General features: G+C 70.8%; 10 protein-coding genes and 1 pseudogene. 5 read left to right on the forward strand and 6 right to left on the reverse strand.

Features of this window, described 5'->3' with window-relative positions:
• Positions 1 to 559 precede the first annotated feature (559 nt).
• The 3 genes from ABXS86_RS06445 to ABXS86_RS06455 all read left to right on the forward strand — a co-directional run bounded on the left by ABXS86_RS06445 (position 560) and on the right by ABXS86_RS06455 (position 7,079).
• Entirely contained in the window at positions 560 to 4,498 is a 3,939-nt protein-coding gene (locus ABXS86_RS06445) for a beta strand repeat-containing protein (RefSeq protein ID WP_353665987.1), read from the forward strand.
• A 77-nt stretch (positions 4,499 to 4,575) separates the two neighbouring features.
• A complete protein-coding gene (locus tag ABXS86_RS06450; protein WP_353665988.1) occupies positions 4,576 to 6,090 on the forward strand; it encodes a SpaH/EbpB family LPXTG-anchored major pilin in 1,515 nt (504 codons plus the stop codon).
• A 140-nt stretch (positions 6,091 to 6,230) separates the two neighbouring features.
• Positions 6,231 to 7,079, forward strand: coding sequence for a class C sortase (locus ABXS86_RS06455; RefSeq protein WP_353665989.1), 849 nt, complete (start codon positions 6,231 to 6,233; stop codon positions 7,077 to 7,079).
• Positions 7,080 to 7,212: 133 nt separating this feature from the next.
• Here the strand turns inward: ABXS86_RS06455 and ABXS86_RS06460 are convergent, their stop codons facing one another.
• Genes ABXS86_RS06460 through ABXS86_RS06470 form a run of 3 tightly spaced genes read right to left on the reverse strand, consistent with a single transcriptional unit; the run spans position 7,213 to position 10,451 of the window.
• A complete protein-coding gene (locus ABXS86_RS06460) occupies positions 7,213 to 8,874 on the reverse strand; it encodes a tripartite tricarboxylate transporter permease (protein WP_307209622.1) in 1,662 nt (553 codons plus the stop codon).
• A gap of 12 nt (positions 8,875 to 8,886) precedes the next feature.
• Positions 8,887 to 9,438 carry a tripartite tricarboxylate transporter TctB family protein gene (locus tag ABXS86_RS06465; RefSeq protein ID WP_307209620.1) on the reverse strand — a complete coding sequence of 184 codons (552 nt, stop codon included), beginning with the start codon at positions 9,436 to 9,438 and terminating at the stop codon, positions 8,887 to 8,889.
• Positions 9,435 to 10,451 (reverse strand): Bug family tripartite tricarboxylate transporter substrate binding protein, encoded by a 1,017-nt coding sequence (locus ABXS86_RS06470; RefSeq protein WP_353665990.1) that lies wholly within the window; start codon positions 10,449 to 10,451, stop codon positions 9,435 to 9,437. Before ABXS86_RS06470 ends, ABXS86_RS06465 begins: the two co-directional genes overlap by 4 nt.
• A 169-nt stretch (positions 10,452 to 10,620) precedes the next feature.
• On the opposite strand from ABXS86_RS06470, the gene ABXS86_RS06475 reads away from it, so the two are divergent.
• Together ABXS86_RS06475 and ABXS86_RS06480 are read left to right on the forward strand one after the other, a co-directional pair.
• The gene (locus tag ABXS86_RS06475; protein WP_353665991.1) at positions 10,621 to 12,195 is read left to right on the forward strand and encodes an ATP-binding protein; all 1,575 of its coding nucleotides are present in this window, start codon (positions 10,621 to 10,623) and stop codon (positions 12,193 to 12,195) included.
• Positions 12,195 to 12,872: a response regulator gene (locus ABXS86_RS06480; protein ID WP_353665992.1), complete on the forward strand. Its 678-nt coding sequence runs from the start codon at positions 12,195 to 12,197 to the stop codon at positions 12,870 to 12,872. The genes ABXS86_RS06475 and ABXS86_RS06480 overlap by 1 nt, the downstream gene beginning before the upstream one ends.
• 269 nt (positions 12,873 to 13,141) lie before the next feature.
• Here ABXS86_RS06480 and ABXS86_RS06485 read toward each other — a convergent pair whose 3' ends face one another.
• From ABXS86_RS06485 to ABXS86_RS06495, 3 genes and pseudogenes are all read right to left on the reverse strand, one after another.
• On the reverse strand, positions 13,142 to 14,248 hold the full coding sequence (locus ABXS86_RS06485; protein ID WP_144829013.1) for an adenosine deaminase: 1,107 nt from the start codon (positions 14,246 to 14,248) through the stop codon (positions 13,142 to 13,144).
• 23 nt (positions 14,249 to 14,271) lie between these two features.
• On the reverse strand, positions 14,272 to 15,561 hold the full coding sequence (locus ABXS86_RS06490) for a thymidine phosphorylase (RefSeq protein ID WP_353665993.1): 1,290 nt from the start codon (positions 15,559 to 15,561) through the stop codon (positions 14,272 to 14,274).
• Positions 15,558 to 15,962 (reverse strand): annotated as a pseudogene (locus tag ABXS86_RS06495) (cytidine deaminase); the annotation flags it as partial. The pseudogene ABXS86_RS06495 and the gene ABXS86_RS06490, both read right to left, overlap by 4 nt.
• Positions 15,963 to 15,974: the final 12 nt, after the last annotated feature.

Below are 15,974 nucleotides of genomic sequence, written 5' to 3' on the forward strand. Positions count from 1 at the left end.
CAAGACCAGTAGTCGGGAACGGTAGTAACTGCGTAGTCAGGCTCATTGCCGCTGTGTTCGACGAATTCATAGCATCGAAGCGATCGGTCCTCGCGAGTCACGGTTGAACGGACGAGACCGGAGCCATCGTCCGTTCCCCCCGAACTGCTCGGCCTGACAGCCGACGGTCGTCGACCCCTCGCGACGCAGCGCGTCGCGCGAGAGGCCCATGTTCTCGTCGCGTCCCCCCGCGCGTCCGATCCGGACGCGAGCCGCCGCCACGGCGGCGGTCGTCGCCGTGGTCGCGATGCTGGTGGGCGCGGTCACGACACCAGCGGGTGCCGCCGCCACCGCGACTCCGGTTCCGGTCGACAGCACGCCATCGGCGACGCCGACTGTAACCCCCACCTCGACGCCGACGGCTACCTCGACCCCAGCCTCTCCGACCCCTTCTCCCGAGAGTCCCTCGGTCGACGAGGCGCCACCTTCTCCCCCCGCGCCGACGGACGCCCCCGAGGAGCCGGCTGAGCCCGTCGTACCCGCGGCGCCGGATCCGGCACCGACCGAGACGGACGAACCTGTGTCCGAGGTCGCCGAAGACGTCGAGGTGGCTGAGACCCCGGCGCGAGGACCCCCGGGCGCGCGCATCGGAATCCTTGCCGCAGGCATCCCCGAACCACCCGCCGAGGTATGGACCGAGCCGTTCGAACAGGGTCTGTCGCTGACGGCACCGTCGTCGGTCACCGCCTACGCGGGCGGCCGCTACACCGCCTCGGCCGGCTGGGCGAACGGCACCACCTGCACCGGCGTGCTGCTCAACCGCAACGCCACCTACCCGAACACCCAGTTCTGCCCCAGCCAAGGCCTCGGGCTCACCACGAACTCCGCCCGCGAGGTGCGCCGCCTCGCCGATGTCCTCGGCCAGCTCGCCGCGGGCACCGCGGGCTCCGCGACCGCCAACGCTCCGGCCAACGGTTCCACGACCGCAACCCAGAACAACCACGCTCTGGTGGCCCTCCCCTACGCCGCTGTGGCGGCGGGCGGAACCACCGTCGCGCAGAGCAATGCCGGCCTCGGCGTCACGGCCGCAGGCTCCCGCTATTACACGCTGCGCTTCGACGCCGCCGCCGCACCCTGCGCCGCGAACCCCCCGGCCCTGGCACTCTCGCTCTTCACCGGCACGACGACGCTGCTGACCGCGTTCCCGACCGCCGTGAATCCGTGCGCGGCGACCGGCAACGTGTTCTACACCTCCCCCGCGCAGGCGGCCACGGGAGGCATCGGCGGCGTCCTCGACCCGGCCGTCTCGACCTCCGCCCGAGCGGCCACGTACACCGGAACCGTTTCCGCGTTGCTCACCCCCGCACAGATCGCCTCGGCACAGGTGCGCCTCACGAACACCACGACTGGCGCCGGCAGCGGCTTCGGCGTTGACAACCTGCGGCTGTTGGATGTCACCCCGAGCCTGGACTGGTCGTTCGGGCCCGCCAGCGTCCCGGTCGGCACGCCCTCCACGCTGACCTACACGATCACCAACACCTCCGACCTGCTCGCCAAGAGCGACTGGTCGTTCACCAACACCCTGCCCACCGGACTGACCGTCGCCCCGACCCCCGCCGTAGGTGGCACCTGCGCCCAGGTCACCGGGACGGCTTTCGTTGTGACGGCCCTTGCGGGTGCGACGAGCATCGGCGCGGTCGGAGGAGACCTCGCCCTGGGCGCGACCTCGTGCACGATCAGTGTTGACGTCGTGGCATCCGCGGAGGCGACTTTCGTCAACGCCCCGACCAACGTCGTCACCCCGTTGATCGCCCCGGATGCCGCGACGCTCACCGTCACCCCCGCCTCGCGGCTGACGGTGCGCAAGGACCTCCCCGCGCGCGCCGCCTCCACCGACCAGTTCACCCTCTCGATCCGCACCGGCACCACGGTGGTGGCCTCGGCCACGACCAGTGGGACGAGCAGCGGTGTGCAGTCCGCGCAGGTCTCACGACAGATCGTCGACGCCGGAGGCACCTACACGATCCACGAGACGCCCACCTCCGGCGCCGGCATCGGCTACGCGAGCTCGTACGAGTGCACCCGCGACGGCACGGTCGTCGCCACGGGCGCATCGCGCTCGGGGACCATCGTCATGCCCAGCGACCCCGGCGCCGAGATCGTCTGCACCTTCAGCAACACCCTGCAGCAGGTTCGCCTCGCCTGCGACAGCGGGTTGTTCTACGGGGTCACGACGAGCGGTGCGCTGGTGCAGGGCGACATCGTCAACGGCGGCCAATCGACTGTCGGCACCTGGCCGAACGTCACCGGCGCCAACTCCCTCGGAGTGGGCGCCGGCGGTACCACCGCCTTCGCCCTCAACAGATCGGCGGATGCCACGACGGTGCTGTCCGTACTGAAGTGGTCGCAGACGGGCGGCTTCGAGACGCTCGCGAACACCGCGTACACCCCGATCGGACCCGGCGGAACGGCGGTCGCGGGCAGCATCGTGGCGGGCGCCGTGGATCTCACCACGGGCCGCTACCTCTTCGGCAAGTTCAACGCCGGGACCTTTTCCCTCTGGAGCTTCACGGAGTCGGCGCCGGCCGCCTCGCGCTTCACCTACCTCGGCTCCTTCGCCACCGGATCGGCGCCGAACGGCAACGGCGACATGGCATTCGATTCCCGCGGCAACCTCTACATCCTCGGCGCGGCGACCGTCAACAACGCCAGCAGCGCCGCCATCTTCACCGTGACGGCGGAGACCCTGGCCTCGGCGAACGGTGGAACCCTCGCCGTCAACACCTCGACGACGCGCGCACTGATCGGACTGGACGCCACCCCTGCCTTCGGCAGCGTCAACGGAATCGCCTTCTCTCCGCGCGGCACCATCTACCTCTCGAGCAACACGAGCACCTACGAGTTCGACCCGACATCGTGGACCCGCATCGCCGGTAGCCCGCGCATCGATTTCGCCTCGACAGACCTCGCCACATGCACGTCCCCCGGCAGCGTCAGCGTGCTCAAGAACGTCGTCGGGCGCGCGGCGACCGCGGATCAGTTCCAGATCACCCTTGCCGACCCCACCGGCGCGGTCGGCACCGCGACCACCGCGGGCTCGACGACCGGGCGACAGTCCGCCCAGGTCGGACCGTTCCCCGTGCGCGTCGGCACCGCGTTGACGGTGACGGAGGCGATGGCGACCGGATCCACCTCTGTCATCGGGGCGTACACGGTGCGACTCGAGTGCTGGACCGACGGCATCCGGATCGTGAACACGACCACCGCGACCGCCGGGTTCACGATGCCCGACCGATTCGGGGCGAACGTCGTATGCACGTTCTTCAACTCCCCCAGCCCCGTGGCGACCGTGACGATCACCAAACGCGTGCTCGATCCGGCGACGGGTCAATCCGCTCCGGCCGCCGGCTGGAGTCTCGGCACCGCAGCGAACGCGACGGCCGGCACTGCGACGGCACTGCCGAGTGAAGCTCCCCGACAGAACTCCGATGCCGCGGGCAACGCCGTCTGGACGGTGCTGTTCGGCTCCGCCGCATCGCGCGCGACCCTGACCATCTCGGAGGTGCAGCAGACGCGCTTCACCTTCGTCAGCGCAACGTGCACCGTGAACGGGACGACCACCCCGGTGACCTTCACGACGGCAGCCGGGGTCGTCAGCGGCACCCTGCCGAACGTCGGGCCTTCCGCCGTCGTCGCCTGCACGATCACGAACCAGGCGGTCACCTCGCTGACCCTGGTCAAGTCGGTACCGTTCGGTTCCGCCGCAGCGACCGATTGGACGCTCACCGCCGCCGGCCCCGCCGGCGCCCTGCCCGGTCCTTCCGGACGCACGGGGACCGCGGCCACCACGAACGTCGTCGTCAGCCCGGCGCGCGCCTACCGCCTGTCGGAGTCCGGGGCGAACGCCGCCTACGTGCAGGTGGGGGCCTGGCAGTGCGTCGACGCGAGCGGTGCCGCGCTCCCCGTCACCGCCGCAGGCGATGTCACCCTCGCCACCGGGGCGGCGGCCACCTGCACGGTCACCAACGCCACGGCCACGATGACCCTGCTGAAAGACGTCGTCACGCCCGGCTCCGGCTTCGTGCCCTCGACCTGGACGGTGACGGCCACTCCCGCCGCACTGACGGGAGCGACGCTTCCCACCCAGAACCGGGTCGGCGCCGCCTACTCCGCCGGTCAGAACGCCGCGAGCACCTTCGAGGTGCGCCCGGGTCACGGGTACACACTCTCGGAGGCCCCGACGGTGTCGGGCACCCGGCTCAGCTATCAGACCCTCCGTCTCGAGCGACTCGACGGCACGACCTGGACGACGGTGAGCAGCCGCACGATCACCGCGCCCGCCGCCGGGCAGAACGTCGTGTACCGGTTCGTCAATGCTCCGGTCGTCGGGCCCCGTCTCCCCCTCACGGGCGGAATGGGCGCCGACGCGTTCGTCCTCGCCGGGGGCCTCCTGCTCGCCCTCGCCGTCGCGGGCGCCGTGATCTCTCGCCGACGCAAGGGAGGGAGCCTTCCGACATGACCCCTCCCGTCGCGCGACGCCGCCGACCAGAACCGCTTCCCACATCCGCATCATCCATCCCTTCTCAAGGAGAGAACATGTCCATCCGCAAGAGAGCAGGCGCCATTGTGAGCGTCCTCGCGCTCGGGGCCCTCGCCGCCGTCGGTGCCGTCGCACCGGCTTCGGCCGTGACGCTCCCGGGCAACATCGATTCGACCGTCAACCGCACCCTGACGATCCACAAGCACGCGCTCGGGCCGTCGACTCCGCTCAACCCGCTGAGCACGGGCCAGGAGTTGGCGAACCCGCCCGCCGACCCGCTGGCCGGCGCGCAGTTCACTGCGACGCTCGTCTCGGGCGTCGATCTGACCACGGCAGCCGGGTGGATCCAGGCCGCTCAGCTGACGCCCGCCCAGGCAGCGCAGCGTCCGAACACGGTGAGCTTCCCGTCGACAGTCTCGAACGCTGCGGGTGTCTCCACGTTCCCCGTCGACGCCGCGACCTACCCCACCGGCATGCCGATCGGCCTCTACCTGGTCACCGAGACGCAGCTGCCCCCGGGTGCGACCAACCCGGCCGCTCCGTTCCTGGTCACGCTGCCGTTGGCCACGGGTGCCGCGGGCTCCCCCGCCAACCAGTGGATCTACGACGTGCACGTCTACCCGAAGAACGCCGTGACCCAGCTGACCAAGACGCGGGTACCCGCTCCGGCCGGTTCGGTCGAGCAGCGCAATCCCGACCTGATCCGCTGGGCGGTCGCCTCGTCCATCCCGACGCTGGCCGCGGGTGACGCGATCGACGTCTTCACGCTCACCGACAACCTGCCGGCCGAGCTGACCTACCTCACGGCCGCGACCGTCCCGGCGGGGGTGACCCCGACCAACGTCGTGGTGACGAACGCCTCGGGAACGGCGCAGACGTTCACCGAGGGCGCGGATTACTCGATCACGAACACCGCGGGGGCCCTCACGTTGACCTTCACTCCTGCCGGGCGTACGCGCCTCGCCGGTTCGCAGGGCGGCACGGTCACGTTCAACGTGCTGACGCGCGCCACCTCGATCCCCGCCAGCGGCATCATCGTCAACACCGCAACGGCCAATGTCAACGGGGCAACCGAGTCGGTCACCGGTAGCACCCCGATCGGACAGCTCACCGTCCGCGCGTACGCCAGCAGCAACAACGCGGGAGTGAACCTCGCGGGCGCGGTCTACCAGGTGTTCCTCACGGAGCAGGATGCCATCAACGGGGCCAACCCGATCGTCATCAACGGCGAGACCAACTGGACGACCGGCGCCAACGGCAACGTGGTCATTCCGATCATCACGCCGGGCAACTACTGGGTGCGTGAGATCACGCCGCCCACCGGTTACCAGCTGCCTTCGCCCGACCGCGTCCTGACCGCGGTCGTGCCCGGCCCGACCTCGACCACCGCGCCGGTGCGCAACTACCTTGAGTTCGCGCACAACCAGGTTCCCGCATTCGCCCTGCCCATCACGGGTGGCGACGGCGGCGTGTGGTTCGGTGTCGGCGGTGCGGCCCTTCTCACGGTGATGATCGGTTCCGCCTTCGTCGTCGCGCGGCGGCGTGCCCGCACGGCCCCGGCCTCGGCCTGAGGGACGATCGCACAGTGATGGGGATGACGGGTCGGCGCGCCGCCGCACCGTCGTCCCCCTCCCCGGAGGGGAGGTCCGTAGATCGGGCCTCCCCTGCGGCCTTGCGTCGGGATCGTCGACGCGCGCAGTGGCGCCTGTCCATGGTCTCTCTCCTTCTCGCGGTGGGAGCGCTGGCGGGGGTGGCCCTGTTGATGTATCCCACCGTCGCAGCGTGGTTCGCGCAGTACGCGCAGTCGCAGATCATCGACGGATACTCCGATCAGATCCGCGACCTCGGCGCCGACACCCTGGCCGACAGACTCGAGGCCGCACGGCAGTACAACACCCGGCTCGTCGACGGTGGTGCCGAGATCGCGGCGAACGAACGACTCCCCCTGGCCAACTCGCCCGACCAGACCAGCGAGTACGCAGATCAGTTGCGCTCCGACGAGGCGGGCCTGATGGCTCGGCTCAAGATCCCGAGCATCGAGGTCGACCTGCCGGTCTACCACGGCACGAGCGAGCAGGTGCTCTACGAGGGCGTCGGCCATCTCGAGGGAACGGCGCTGCCGGTCGGCGGCGACACGACCCACTCCGTGCTGACCGCGCACCGCGGTCTCGCCACGGCCGAACTCTTCACCCACCTCGACCGGGTCGCGAACGACGACACCTTCACCATCGAGGTCTTCGGCGAGGTACTCGTCTACCGAGTGGTCGAGACCCGCGTCGTCGAACCGCAGGACACGGAATCGCTCGCCCCCGTCGTCGGGCGCGACCTCGTCACGCTCGTGACGTGCACCCCTCTGGGTGTCAACAGCCACCGCATCCTCGTCACGGGCGAGCGGGTCATCCCGACCCCGCAATCCGAGCTCGACGGCGCGGGGGGCCATCCCGAGATCCCGACGTTCCCGTGGTGGATCTTCGTCCTCGCCGGCTCCGTCCTGGCCGCCGGGCTCTACGTCTGGTGGGCCGGTCGGCCCCCGCGTCGCGGGCTCCCGCCCCGGACCTGAGCCCGCGATCGTCCACGCCCTGCGGATGCCGGGGACCACGGCATCCGCTCGCTCCTCGAACCCCCACCGAACGTCCACAACACGCCGCACCCCGGGGCCGAGGAACGGCGTGTCGTGGACACTCGACAGGGGTTCACTCCCGCGGAGGCTCGCCCCGCGCAGTCCGCGCCTTCTCTGCGGCGAGCTCGGCGCGGATCGTCTCGGTCCGCACGTCGGTCGGGCGCTCGCCCGGCTCCCACAGGTGGTCGACCGCGGCCTGCGGGTGCCCCTCGGTCGCGGCGAGCGAGGCCTCCAGCGCCCGCTCGTACCGGCTCTGCCGACGCTTCAGCCACAGGCCCACCACGAGGAAGACGGCCAGCAGCACGTAGGCGCTCGCGGCGAACGGGTGCAGCACGAGGTCGGCGATGTTTCCCTGGCTCAGCTGCAGCGCCTTGCGCAGCTGCTGCTCGCCCATCGGTCCGAGGATCAGCCCCACGATGAGCGGTGCGATCGGGAAGCCGAAGCGCCGCATGAAGTACCCGAGCGCTCCCACGATGAGCAGGATCACGATGTCGAGCGTCGAGAAGCTCACCGCGTAGGCGCCCAGCACCGCGAAGGTGAGGATGCCGGCGTACAGGTACGGGCGCGGGATCTGCAGCACCTTCACCCACAGGCCCGCCAGCGGCAGGTTCAGCACGATCAGCAGGACGTTGCCGATGTACAGGCTCGCGATCAGCGCCCACACCAGGTCGCCCTGGTTCTGGAAGAGCTGGGGTCCGGGCTGGATGCCGTAGGACTGGAACGCCGTGATGATGATGGCCGCGGTCGCCGTCGTCGGAAGACCCAGGGTCAGAAGCGGCACGAGCACGCCCGCCGCGGCGGCGTTGTTGGCCGCCTCGGGGCCGGCGACGCCCTCGATCGCCCCGCGACCGAACTGCTCCTTGTTCTTCGACAGCTTCTTCTCGCTCGCGTACGACAGGAAGGTCGCCACGTCCGCCCCGCCGGCCGGGATGGTGCCGATCGGGAAGCCGATGAAGGTGCCGCGCAGCCACGGCTTCCAGGAGCGCCTCCAGTCCTCTCGCGTCATCCAGCTGCGCCAGCCGCGCGTGACGGGGATCACGGGGATCGTGCCGTGCCGGAGACGCGCGGCGACGTACAGGGTCTCGCCGACCGCGAAGAGGCCCACGGCCACGAGCACGACGCTCACGCCGTCGGAGAGGGCCAGCACGCCCATCGTGTACCGCGCCTGACCGGTCGTCGCCTCGGTGCCGATGAGGCCCACGAGCAATCCGATGCCGAGCGAGGCGAGGCCGCGCGCGGGCGAGGAGCCCAGCAGGGCCCCGACGGTGATGAACGCGACCACGATCAGGGCGACGAAGTCGGCCGGTGAGAGGTTGACCGCGAAGCGCGCCAGCAGGGGCGCGAACAGGGTCAGCAGGGCCGTGGCGATCGTGCCGGCGATGAACGAGCCGATCGCCGCGGTGGCCAGGGCGGCCGCTCCGCGACCGAGCTTGGCCATCTTGTTGCCCTCGATCGCGGTGATGACCGAGGCCGACTCTCCGGGGGTGTTCAGCAGGATGCTGGTGGTCGAGCCCCCGTACATGCCGCCGTAGTAGATCCCGGCGAAGGTGATGATGGCCGCCGTCGGCGACAGCGAATAGGTCAGCGGCAGCAGCAGCGCCACGGTCATGGCAGGTCCGATGCCCGGGAGCACTCCGACCGCGGTCCCGATGACGACGCCGAGCAGCGCGAACAGCAGGTACTCCGGCTGCAGCGCTGTGGCGAATCCCTCCATGAGGGAGTTGACAGCATCCATGTCGACGGTCTCCTAGCCGAACAGGGGTCCGGGGCCGTACCACCAGTCGAAGGCGGCCCCGCGAGGAAGGAAGAGGCCCAGGCCCTCACCGAAGAGGAGCTGGGTGCCGATGCCGATGACGAGACCGACGAGGAAGGCGACCCAGGGGCGCTTGGCGCCGAGGGTCCAGGCGACGCCGCCGAACAGTAGGGCGGCGACCATCCACCACCCGAGCAGTTCGAGAAGCAGCAGCACGGCGACCATCAGGGCGACGAGCTTGAGGATCGTCCACCAGTCGGTCGTGGCGTCGGGGTCGATGTCTTCGCCCTCTTCGCGCGGGGCGACCTGGCCCCGCAGCGCCGCGACGACGAGCGCCGCGCCCGAGCCGAGCAGGATCACCGCGACGGCGAAGGGGAACACCTGGGGGCCGATCGCGGCCCCTGCGGGCACCCGGATGGCGAAGGCCCCGACGAGGGCGAAGACGCCGAGGCCGAAGACGACGCCCGCGAAGATCGCGTTGCCGATCCGGTCGGCGCCCCACCGGGGGCGGGCGGTCGCCGCCCCCGGCGCGTCGGTCGTCGTCACGACACCAGCCCGATGTTCTTCAGGGTGCCCGAGACGTCGACGATGTTCTCGTCGACGAACGTGGTGAACTCCTCACCCGTGAGGAAGGCGTCGGTCCAGCCGCGCTCCTCGAGCACGCTCTTCCAGGCGTCGGATGAGTGCATGTCGGTCACGAGCTTGGTCAGGCCCTCGGCATCCGCTTCGCTGATCCCGCCGGGTGCGAGCAGCCCGCGCCAGTTCGTGTAGACGACGTCGAAGCCCTCGCTGGTCATCGTCGGCACGTCGGGCAGCAGTGTCGCGGGCTCCTCGCTCGACACGGCGAGCGCGCGCAGGTCGCCCGAGTCGACGTACTCGGCGAACTCGCCCACGCCCGAGATTCCGGCCGCGGCGTTGTTGCCGAGCAGGAGCGACACGGCCTCGCCGCCGCCGGCGTTGGGCACGTAGTTCAGCTTCGTGGTGATGTCGGCGCCCGTGAGCCCGGCCTCTTCGAGCAGGAGGCCCGCGAGGATGTGGTCGGCACCGCCCGCCGAACCGCCGGTGATGGTCACGGCCTGTCCGTCGGCGACGACGGCGTCGACGAGGTCCTTCAGCGTCTTGTACTCGCTCGCGGCGGGCACCACGACAACGAGGGGCTCCTCGGTGAGGCGGGCGATCGGGGTGGTGTCCTCGATGCGGTTCTCGGCCGCGTTGGTCTCGACGGCTCCCACCATCACCAGGCCCGTGACCATGAGCGTGTAGGGGTCGCGCTCGTTGGCGAGCGAGGCCAGGCCGACGGTGCCGCCGGCGCCGCCGACGTTGCTGACGGCCGCGGTGCCGACGAGGTCGTCTCCGGTGAGCACGTCCGACACGGCGCGACCGGTCTGATCCCAGCCACCGCCCGGGTCGGCGGGGACGACGATGTTCACGGCGTCGATGGATGCGGCATCCTGCGACGCCGCTGCTCCCCCGGCTCCCGCACCCTGCGGGTTGCACGCGGTGAGGGCCACGACCGACAGCGCGGCCAGCGGGACGAGGGCAAAGGTGGTGCGACGCATGCGCGGTACTCCTCTTCGAGTTCGAGGAGGCTCCGTCGCCTCCCCGCTGATCGCTCACGGTAGGCAGAGCAGCCGGATGCCGTCGCGCTTGCGCAACTAAGACCGAGTTCGGCAACTATTGGTCGCGCTCGACCGTCGGCCGGGTGCGGGTGACGAGAGAGAATGAACCGTGGTCCGAGCACTGTCGCTGAGACTGCAGCTGTTGCTGCTGCAGGCGTTGATCGTGTGCGTCGTGACCCTCGGAGCAGGCGTCGTCACCGTGTGGATCCAGGAGAGCGCGATCCGCGACTCCTACCGCGAGCGCATGGTGGGCGTCGCCCTGTCGATCGCACGCCTGCCCGTCATCGTCGAGGCGTTCGACGACCCCGACCCCTCCGTCGCGATCCAGCCCGTCGCCGAGGTGATCCGCGAGGCGTCGTCGCTGACCTACGTCGTGGTGACCGACCCCTCCGGCATCCGCTTCTCGCACCCGAATCCCGACCGCATCGGCGAGAGCGTGTCGACCGACCCGTCGATCCCGCTGTCGGGGCAGGTCTGGTCGGGCACCGAGACCGGCACGCTCGGCGAGTCGTATCGCGTGAAGGTGCCGGTCTTCGCCGACGGCGACGAGGAGGGAGCGCAGGTCATCGGCTCGGTCTCGGTCGGGGTGCTGGAGTCCGAGCTCGCCGCCGACCTGCAATCGCGCCTGCCGGGCCTGCTGCTGGCCTTCGGCGGCGCGGCGGTGGCGGGGGTGTTCGGCGCCGCCTGGGTCGCGGCCCTGATCAGGCGGCGGATCTTCGGTCTGGAGCCCGACGAGATCGCCGAGATGGTCGGTGAGCGCGAGACGATGCTGCACCGCCTCAGCGAGGGCGTGGTGCGCGTGGACCACCGTGGCATCGTCACGAGCGCCAACGACGCCGCCGAGAGGCTCATCGGCCGCGGTCCGCTCGTGGGTCGGCGCGCGGACGAGACGCTCGACGGCCCGCTGCTGCAGGTCATGGAAGACGGCGAGCCCGAGGGGCGACTGGTCTTGGCCGGAGAACGCCCCGTCATCGCCCGCTCCACCGGCCTGCGCGACGACCGCGGGCGCTCGGTGGGGGCGACCCTGCTGTTGCGCGATCACAGCGAACTGCACGAGGCGCTACGCCAGATGGACGGCCAGCAATCGCTCACCGAGGGACTGCGGGCGCAGGCGCACGAGTTCGCCAACTCGCTGCACGTGGTCTCGGGCCTGCTGGAGCTCGGCGCGTACGACGACGCCCGCGACTTCATCGCGCGGGTGCGGCCCGGCGGTCCCCTCGATCCTGGTCCGGATGCCGCGGCCCTGGGCAGCGAGCTGACGGCGCTGCTGTCGGTCAAGCTCGCCCGCTCGCGCGAGCTCGACGTCGCCCTCGAGGTCACGGCCCTCGGCACCCCTGCTCCCGAGGTGATCGGCGACCTCGTCACGGTCGTCGGCAACCTGGTCGACAACGCGCTGGAGGCCTGCCGTCCCGGCGATCGTCTGCGGGTGGAGGTCGACGCCACCGGGCCCGGCGTGCGCGTGCGGGTCGACGACAGCGGCGCGGGGGTGCCGGCCGCTCTGCGCGAGCACGTCTTCGACGAGGGCGTCAGCACCAAGGACACCCGCGACCGGGCCCGCGGCATCGGGCTCGCGCTCGTGCGGCGCGTGGCGCGGCGGCGCGGCGGCGATGCCCGCGTCGTGCCATCCCCGCTGGGCGGCGCCCGGTTCGAGGTGTCGCTGCCCGTGGCGGAGAGGGTCTCGTGATGCTGCGGGTGCTGGTGGTCGACGACATCCCCGCGGTCGCTTCTCTGCACGGCCGGTTCGTCTCGGCGCACCCGGCGTGCGAGCTCGTCGGGACGGCGGGAAGCGGTCCGGATGCCGTGACGGCGATCGACCGCCTCCGCCCCGACCTCGTGCTGCTCGACGTCCACCTCCCCGGCTTCTCGGGGCTCGACGCGCTGCGCGTCGTACGCGCCGACGCGGGCCTGCCCCAGCCCGAGGTGATCGCCGTCACGGCCGCTCGTGACGTCGACACCGTGCGCACCGCCCGGCTCATGGGCGTGCAGCACTATCTGGTGAAGCCCTTCACCGCGGGAGAGCTGCACGCGCGCATCGACGACGTACTCGCCGAACGTCGCTCGTCGGCCGCGGTCGCGGGATCGCTCGACCAGCAGGGCGTCGATGCGGTGCTCCGACCGATCACCCGCCGACCGTTGCCCAAGGGCCTGTCGCGGCCCACCCTCGACCTGGTGCGATCAGCGCTGGTCGAGCTCGGTACCGCGAGCGCCTCGGAGGTCGCCGATCGCCTCGGGCTCTCGCGGGTCAGCTGCCGACGCTACCTCGAGCACATCGCCGAGGACGGCGAGTGCACCCGCAGCCTCGACTACACGACGGCCGGTCGGCCGAGCACGCGCTACACGGTGGTCGGTGCCGCGCCCTGAGCGTCCCGCTCCCGCGCCCCCGGCGCCCCGGCCCACACCCCCGTTGAGTGTCCACAACACGCCGCACGCTGGCCGTGGCGGCGGCGTTTCCTGGACACTCAACTGACGGAACGCGCACATGGTGCGAATGCCGGCGCGGCCGTGCATCCCCCCGTTGAGCGTCCAGAACACCCGGACCGTCGCGCGCGGTCGTCCGGGTGTTTCGGACACTCAACGAGGACAGCCGAAGGGGCGCGCACCGGAAGGTGCACGCCCCTGAACAGCCCGGCTCAGCGCTGGAAGCCCTCGCTGATGATCTCGATGAGCTCCTCGCGCTCCTCCACCGGCAGGAAGGCCCCGGCGGCGGCGTTGAGCTGGAACGCCTCGAGGTCGTCGAGGTCGTACTCGAAGGCCTGAGCGAGCAGACCGAGCTCGCGCGTGAGCGTGGTCGCGCTCATCAGGCGGTTATCGACGTTCACGGTCACCGAGAAGTCGAGCTGGTACAGCAGGTCGAACGGGTGGGCGTCCATCGTGTCGCCCCAGGCCGTGACGGCACCCGACTGCAAGTTCGACGTCGGCGACAGCTCGAGCGTGATCTCGCGATCGCGCACCCACCGCGCCAGGTCGCCGAAGGTGACCTGCACCTCTTCGCCCTCGCGCGAGACGACGTCGAGGTCGTTGGCGATGCGCACGCCGTGACCGAGGCGCAGGGCGCGACCGTCGATCAGGGCGGAGCGGATGGAGGCCAGTCCCGCCCCCTCGCCCGCGTGCACGGTCGTGGGGAAGAACTCCTGCGCGAGGTAGTCGAACGCCTCGCGGTGGCGCGACGGCAGGAATCCGTCCTCGGGGCCGGCGAGGTCGAAGCCGACGACACCGCGACCGCGCCACGAGACGGCGAGCTCGGCGATGTCGCGCGCGTTGTCGTTGTGGCGCAGGGCCGTCAGCAGCTGACCGACGCGGATGTCGTGTCCGCGTGCGTCGGCGGCGTCCTCGCCCTCTTCGATGCCCTCCTGCACGGCATCCACCACGTCGTCGAGGCTCAGCCCGCGGGTGAGGTGCTGCTCGGGAGCCCAGCGCACCTCGCCGTACACGACGCCGTCGGCGGCGAGGTCTTCGACGAACTCCTTCGCGACGCGCACGAGACCCTCACGGGTCTGCATCACACCGACGGTCGCGTCGAACTTCTCGAGGTAGTCCTCGAGGGAGCCTCCGTCGAGGTGGTCGCTGAACCAGGCGGTGAGGCCCTTCGCGTCGTCGGCGGGCAGGTCGAGACCCACCTCGTCGGCGAGTTCGAGCACCGTCTCGGGGCGGAGGCCGCCGTCGAGGTGATCGTGCAGCGAGACCTTCGGCAGCTCGCTGATCTTCCGGCCGCCGATGCGGACGTCTTCGGTGGCCATGGTGCTCCTCTTTCCGGATGCCATCACGCGGTGATGCGTTCGCGCACGAGCGACCGCGCGGAGGGGGCGGTGTCGCCGATCTCCCACGCTCCCTCGACCGCGTCGAGTGCGCGCGTGAAGCGCGTCTCATCGTCGGCCGAGAGGGTGAACAACGGCTGACCGGCGCTGATGGACTGACCCACCGTCACGTGCAGGTCGATGCCCGCGGCGTGCACCACGGCGTCTTCCGCGCGGGCGCGGCCGGCACCCAGGCGCCACGCACCGATACCGAAGGGCAGGGCGTCGACGCGAGTGACGACGCCGGAGCGGTCGGCGACCACCGTGTGCGTCTCGCGGGGCGTGGGCAGAGCGGCATCCGGATCGCCGTCCTGCGCACGGATCATGCGCTTCCACACGTCCATCGCGCGGCCGTCCGACAGAGCGGCTTCGACGTCGGCGTCGGGCTTGCCGGCGAGGGTCAGCATCTCGCGCGCGAGGGCGACGGTCAGCTCGACCACGTCGGCGGGTCCGCCGCCGGCGAGCACCTCGACCGATTCGCGCACCTCGTTGGCGTTGCCGATCGCAAGCCCCAGCGGCACGTTCATGTCGGTGAGCAGCGCCGTCGTGTTCACGCCCGAGTCGGTGCCGAGGGCGACCATGGTCTCGGCGAGCTCGCGCGCGCGGTCGATGTCCTGCATGAAGGCGCCCGAGCCGAACTTCACGTCGAGCACGAGCGAGTCGGTGCCCTCGGCGATCTTCTTCGACATGATGCTCGAGGCGATCAGCGGGATCGCCTCGACTGTTCCGGTGACGTCGCGCAGGGCGTACAGCTTCTTGTCGGCGGGGGCGAGACCGGTGCCGGCGGCGCAGATGACAGCACCCACGTCGCGCAGCTGCGCCATGATCTCGTCGTTCGACAGCGCCGCGCGCCAGCCGGGGATCGACTCGAGCTTGTCGAGCGTGCCCCCGGTGTGGCCGAGGCCGCGACCCGAGAGCTGCGGCACGGCGACGCCGAACGCGGCCACCAGCGGAGCCAACGGCAGCGTGATCTTGTCGCCCACGCCTCCGGTGGAGTGCTTGTCGACCGTGGTCTTGCCGAGCGACGAGAAGTCCATGCGCTCGCCCGAGGCGATCATCGCGTCGGTCAGCACGCGGATCTGGTCGCGGCCGAGGCCGTTCAGCAGGACCGCCATCGTGAACGCCGCCATCTGCGCGTCCATGACGTAGCCGCGCGTGTACGCGTCGACGAGCCAACGGATCTCGCCCTCGGAGATCGCCTTGCCGTCGCGCTGCGCCCGGATGATGTCGACGGCATCGAACTGCTCGGCGGTCATCGAGCCGCCTCCTCGAGGTCGCGCGGGCCGAAGGCGTCGGGCAGCACCTCGTCGATGGTCCGGATGCCGCTGACGGTCTCGAGCAGCATGCCCGGGATCGCGTGCTCGAACAGCAGCTGGCGGCAGCGGCCGCACGGCATGAGCGTGCGACCCTCGCCGTCGACGCACACGAAGGCGACCAGCTGGCCGCCCCCGCTCATGTGCAGGTCGGACACGAGTCCGCACTCGGCGCACAACGTCACGCCGTACGAGGCGTTCTCGACGTTGCATCCGGAGACGATCCGGCCGTCGGCCACGAGCGCCGCGGCGCCCACCTTGAAGCGGGAATAGGGCGCGTACGCGCGGTGCATGGCATCCGTGGCGGCGGAACGGAGTTCGTCCCAGTCGATGTCGGTCATCGTGGAGTGGTGGGT

It is taken from the genome of Microbacterium sp. che218 (assembly GCF_040436305.1).
Taxonomy (GTDB): domain Bacteria; phylum Actinomycetota; class Actinomycetes; order Actinomycetales; family Microbacteriaceae; genus Microbacterium; species Microbacterium algihabitans.

What these genes read in the sequence shown, in the direction of transcription:
- ABXS86_RS06450 (WP_353665988.1), top strand. Translation starts at nt 4,576, where the DNA reads ATGTCCATCCGCAAGAGAGCAGGCGCCATTGTGAGCGTCCTCGCGCTC.
- ABXS86_RS06455 (WP_353665989.1), top strand. Translation starts at nt 6,231, where the DNA reads ATGGTCTCTCTCCTTCTCGCGGTGGGAGCGCTGGCGGGGGTGGCCCTG.
- ABXS86_RS06460 (WP_307209622.1), bottom strand. Translation starts at nt 8,874, where the DNA reads ATGGATGCTGTCAACTCCCTCATGGAGGGATTCGCCACAGCGCTGCAG.
- ABXS86_RS06470 (WP_353665990.1), bottom strand. Translation starts at nt 10,451, where the DNA reads ATGCGTCGCACCACCTTTGCCCTCGTCCCGCTGGCCGCGCTGTCGGTC.
- ABXS86_RS06480 (WP_353665992.1), top strand. Translation starts at nt 12,195, where the DNA reads ATGCTGCGGGTGCTGGTGGTCGACGACATCCCCGCGGTCGCTTCTCTG.
- ABXS86_RS06485 (WP_144829013.1), bottom strand. Translation starts at nt 14,248, where the DNA reads ATGGCCACCGAAGACGTCCGCATCGGCGGCCGGAAGATCAGCGAGCTG.
- ABXS86_RS06490 (WP_353665993.1), bottom strand. Translation starts at nt 15,561, where the DNA reads ATGACCGCCGAGCAGTTCGATGCCGTCGACATCATCCGGGCGCAGCGC.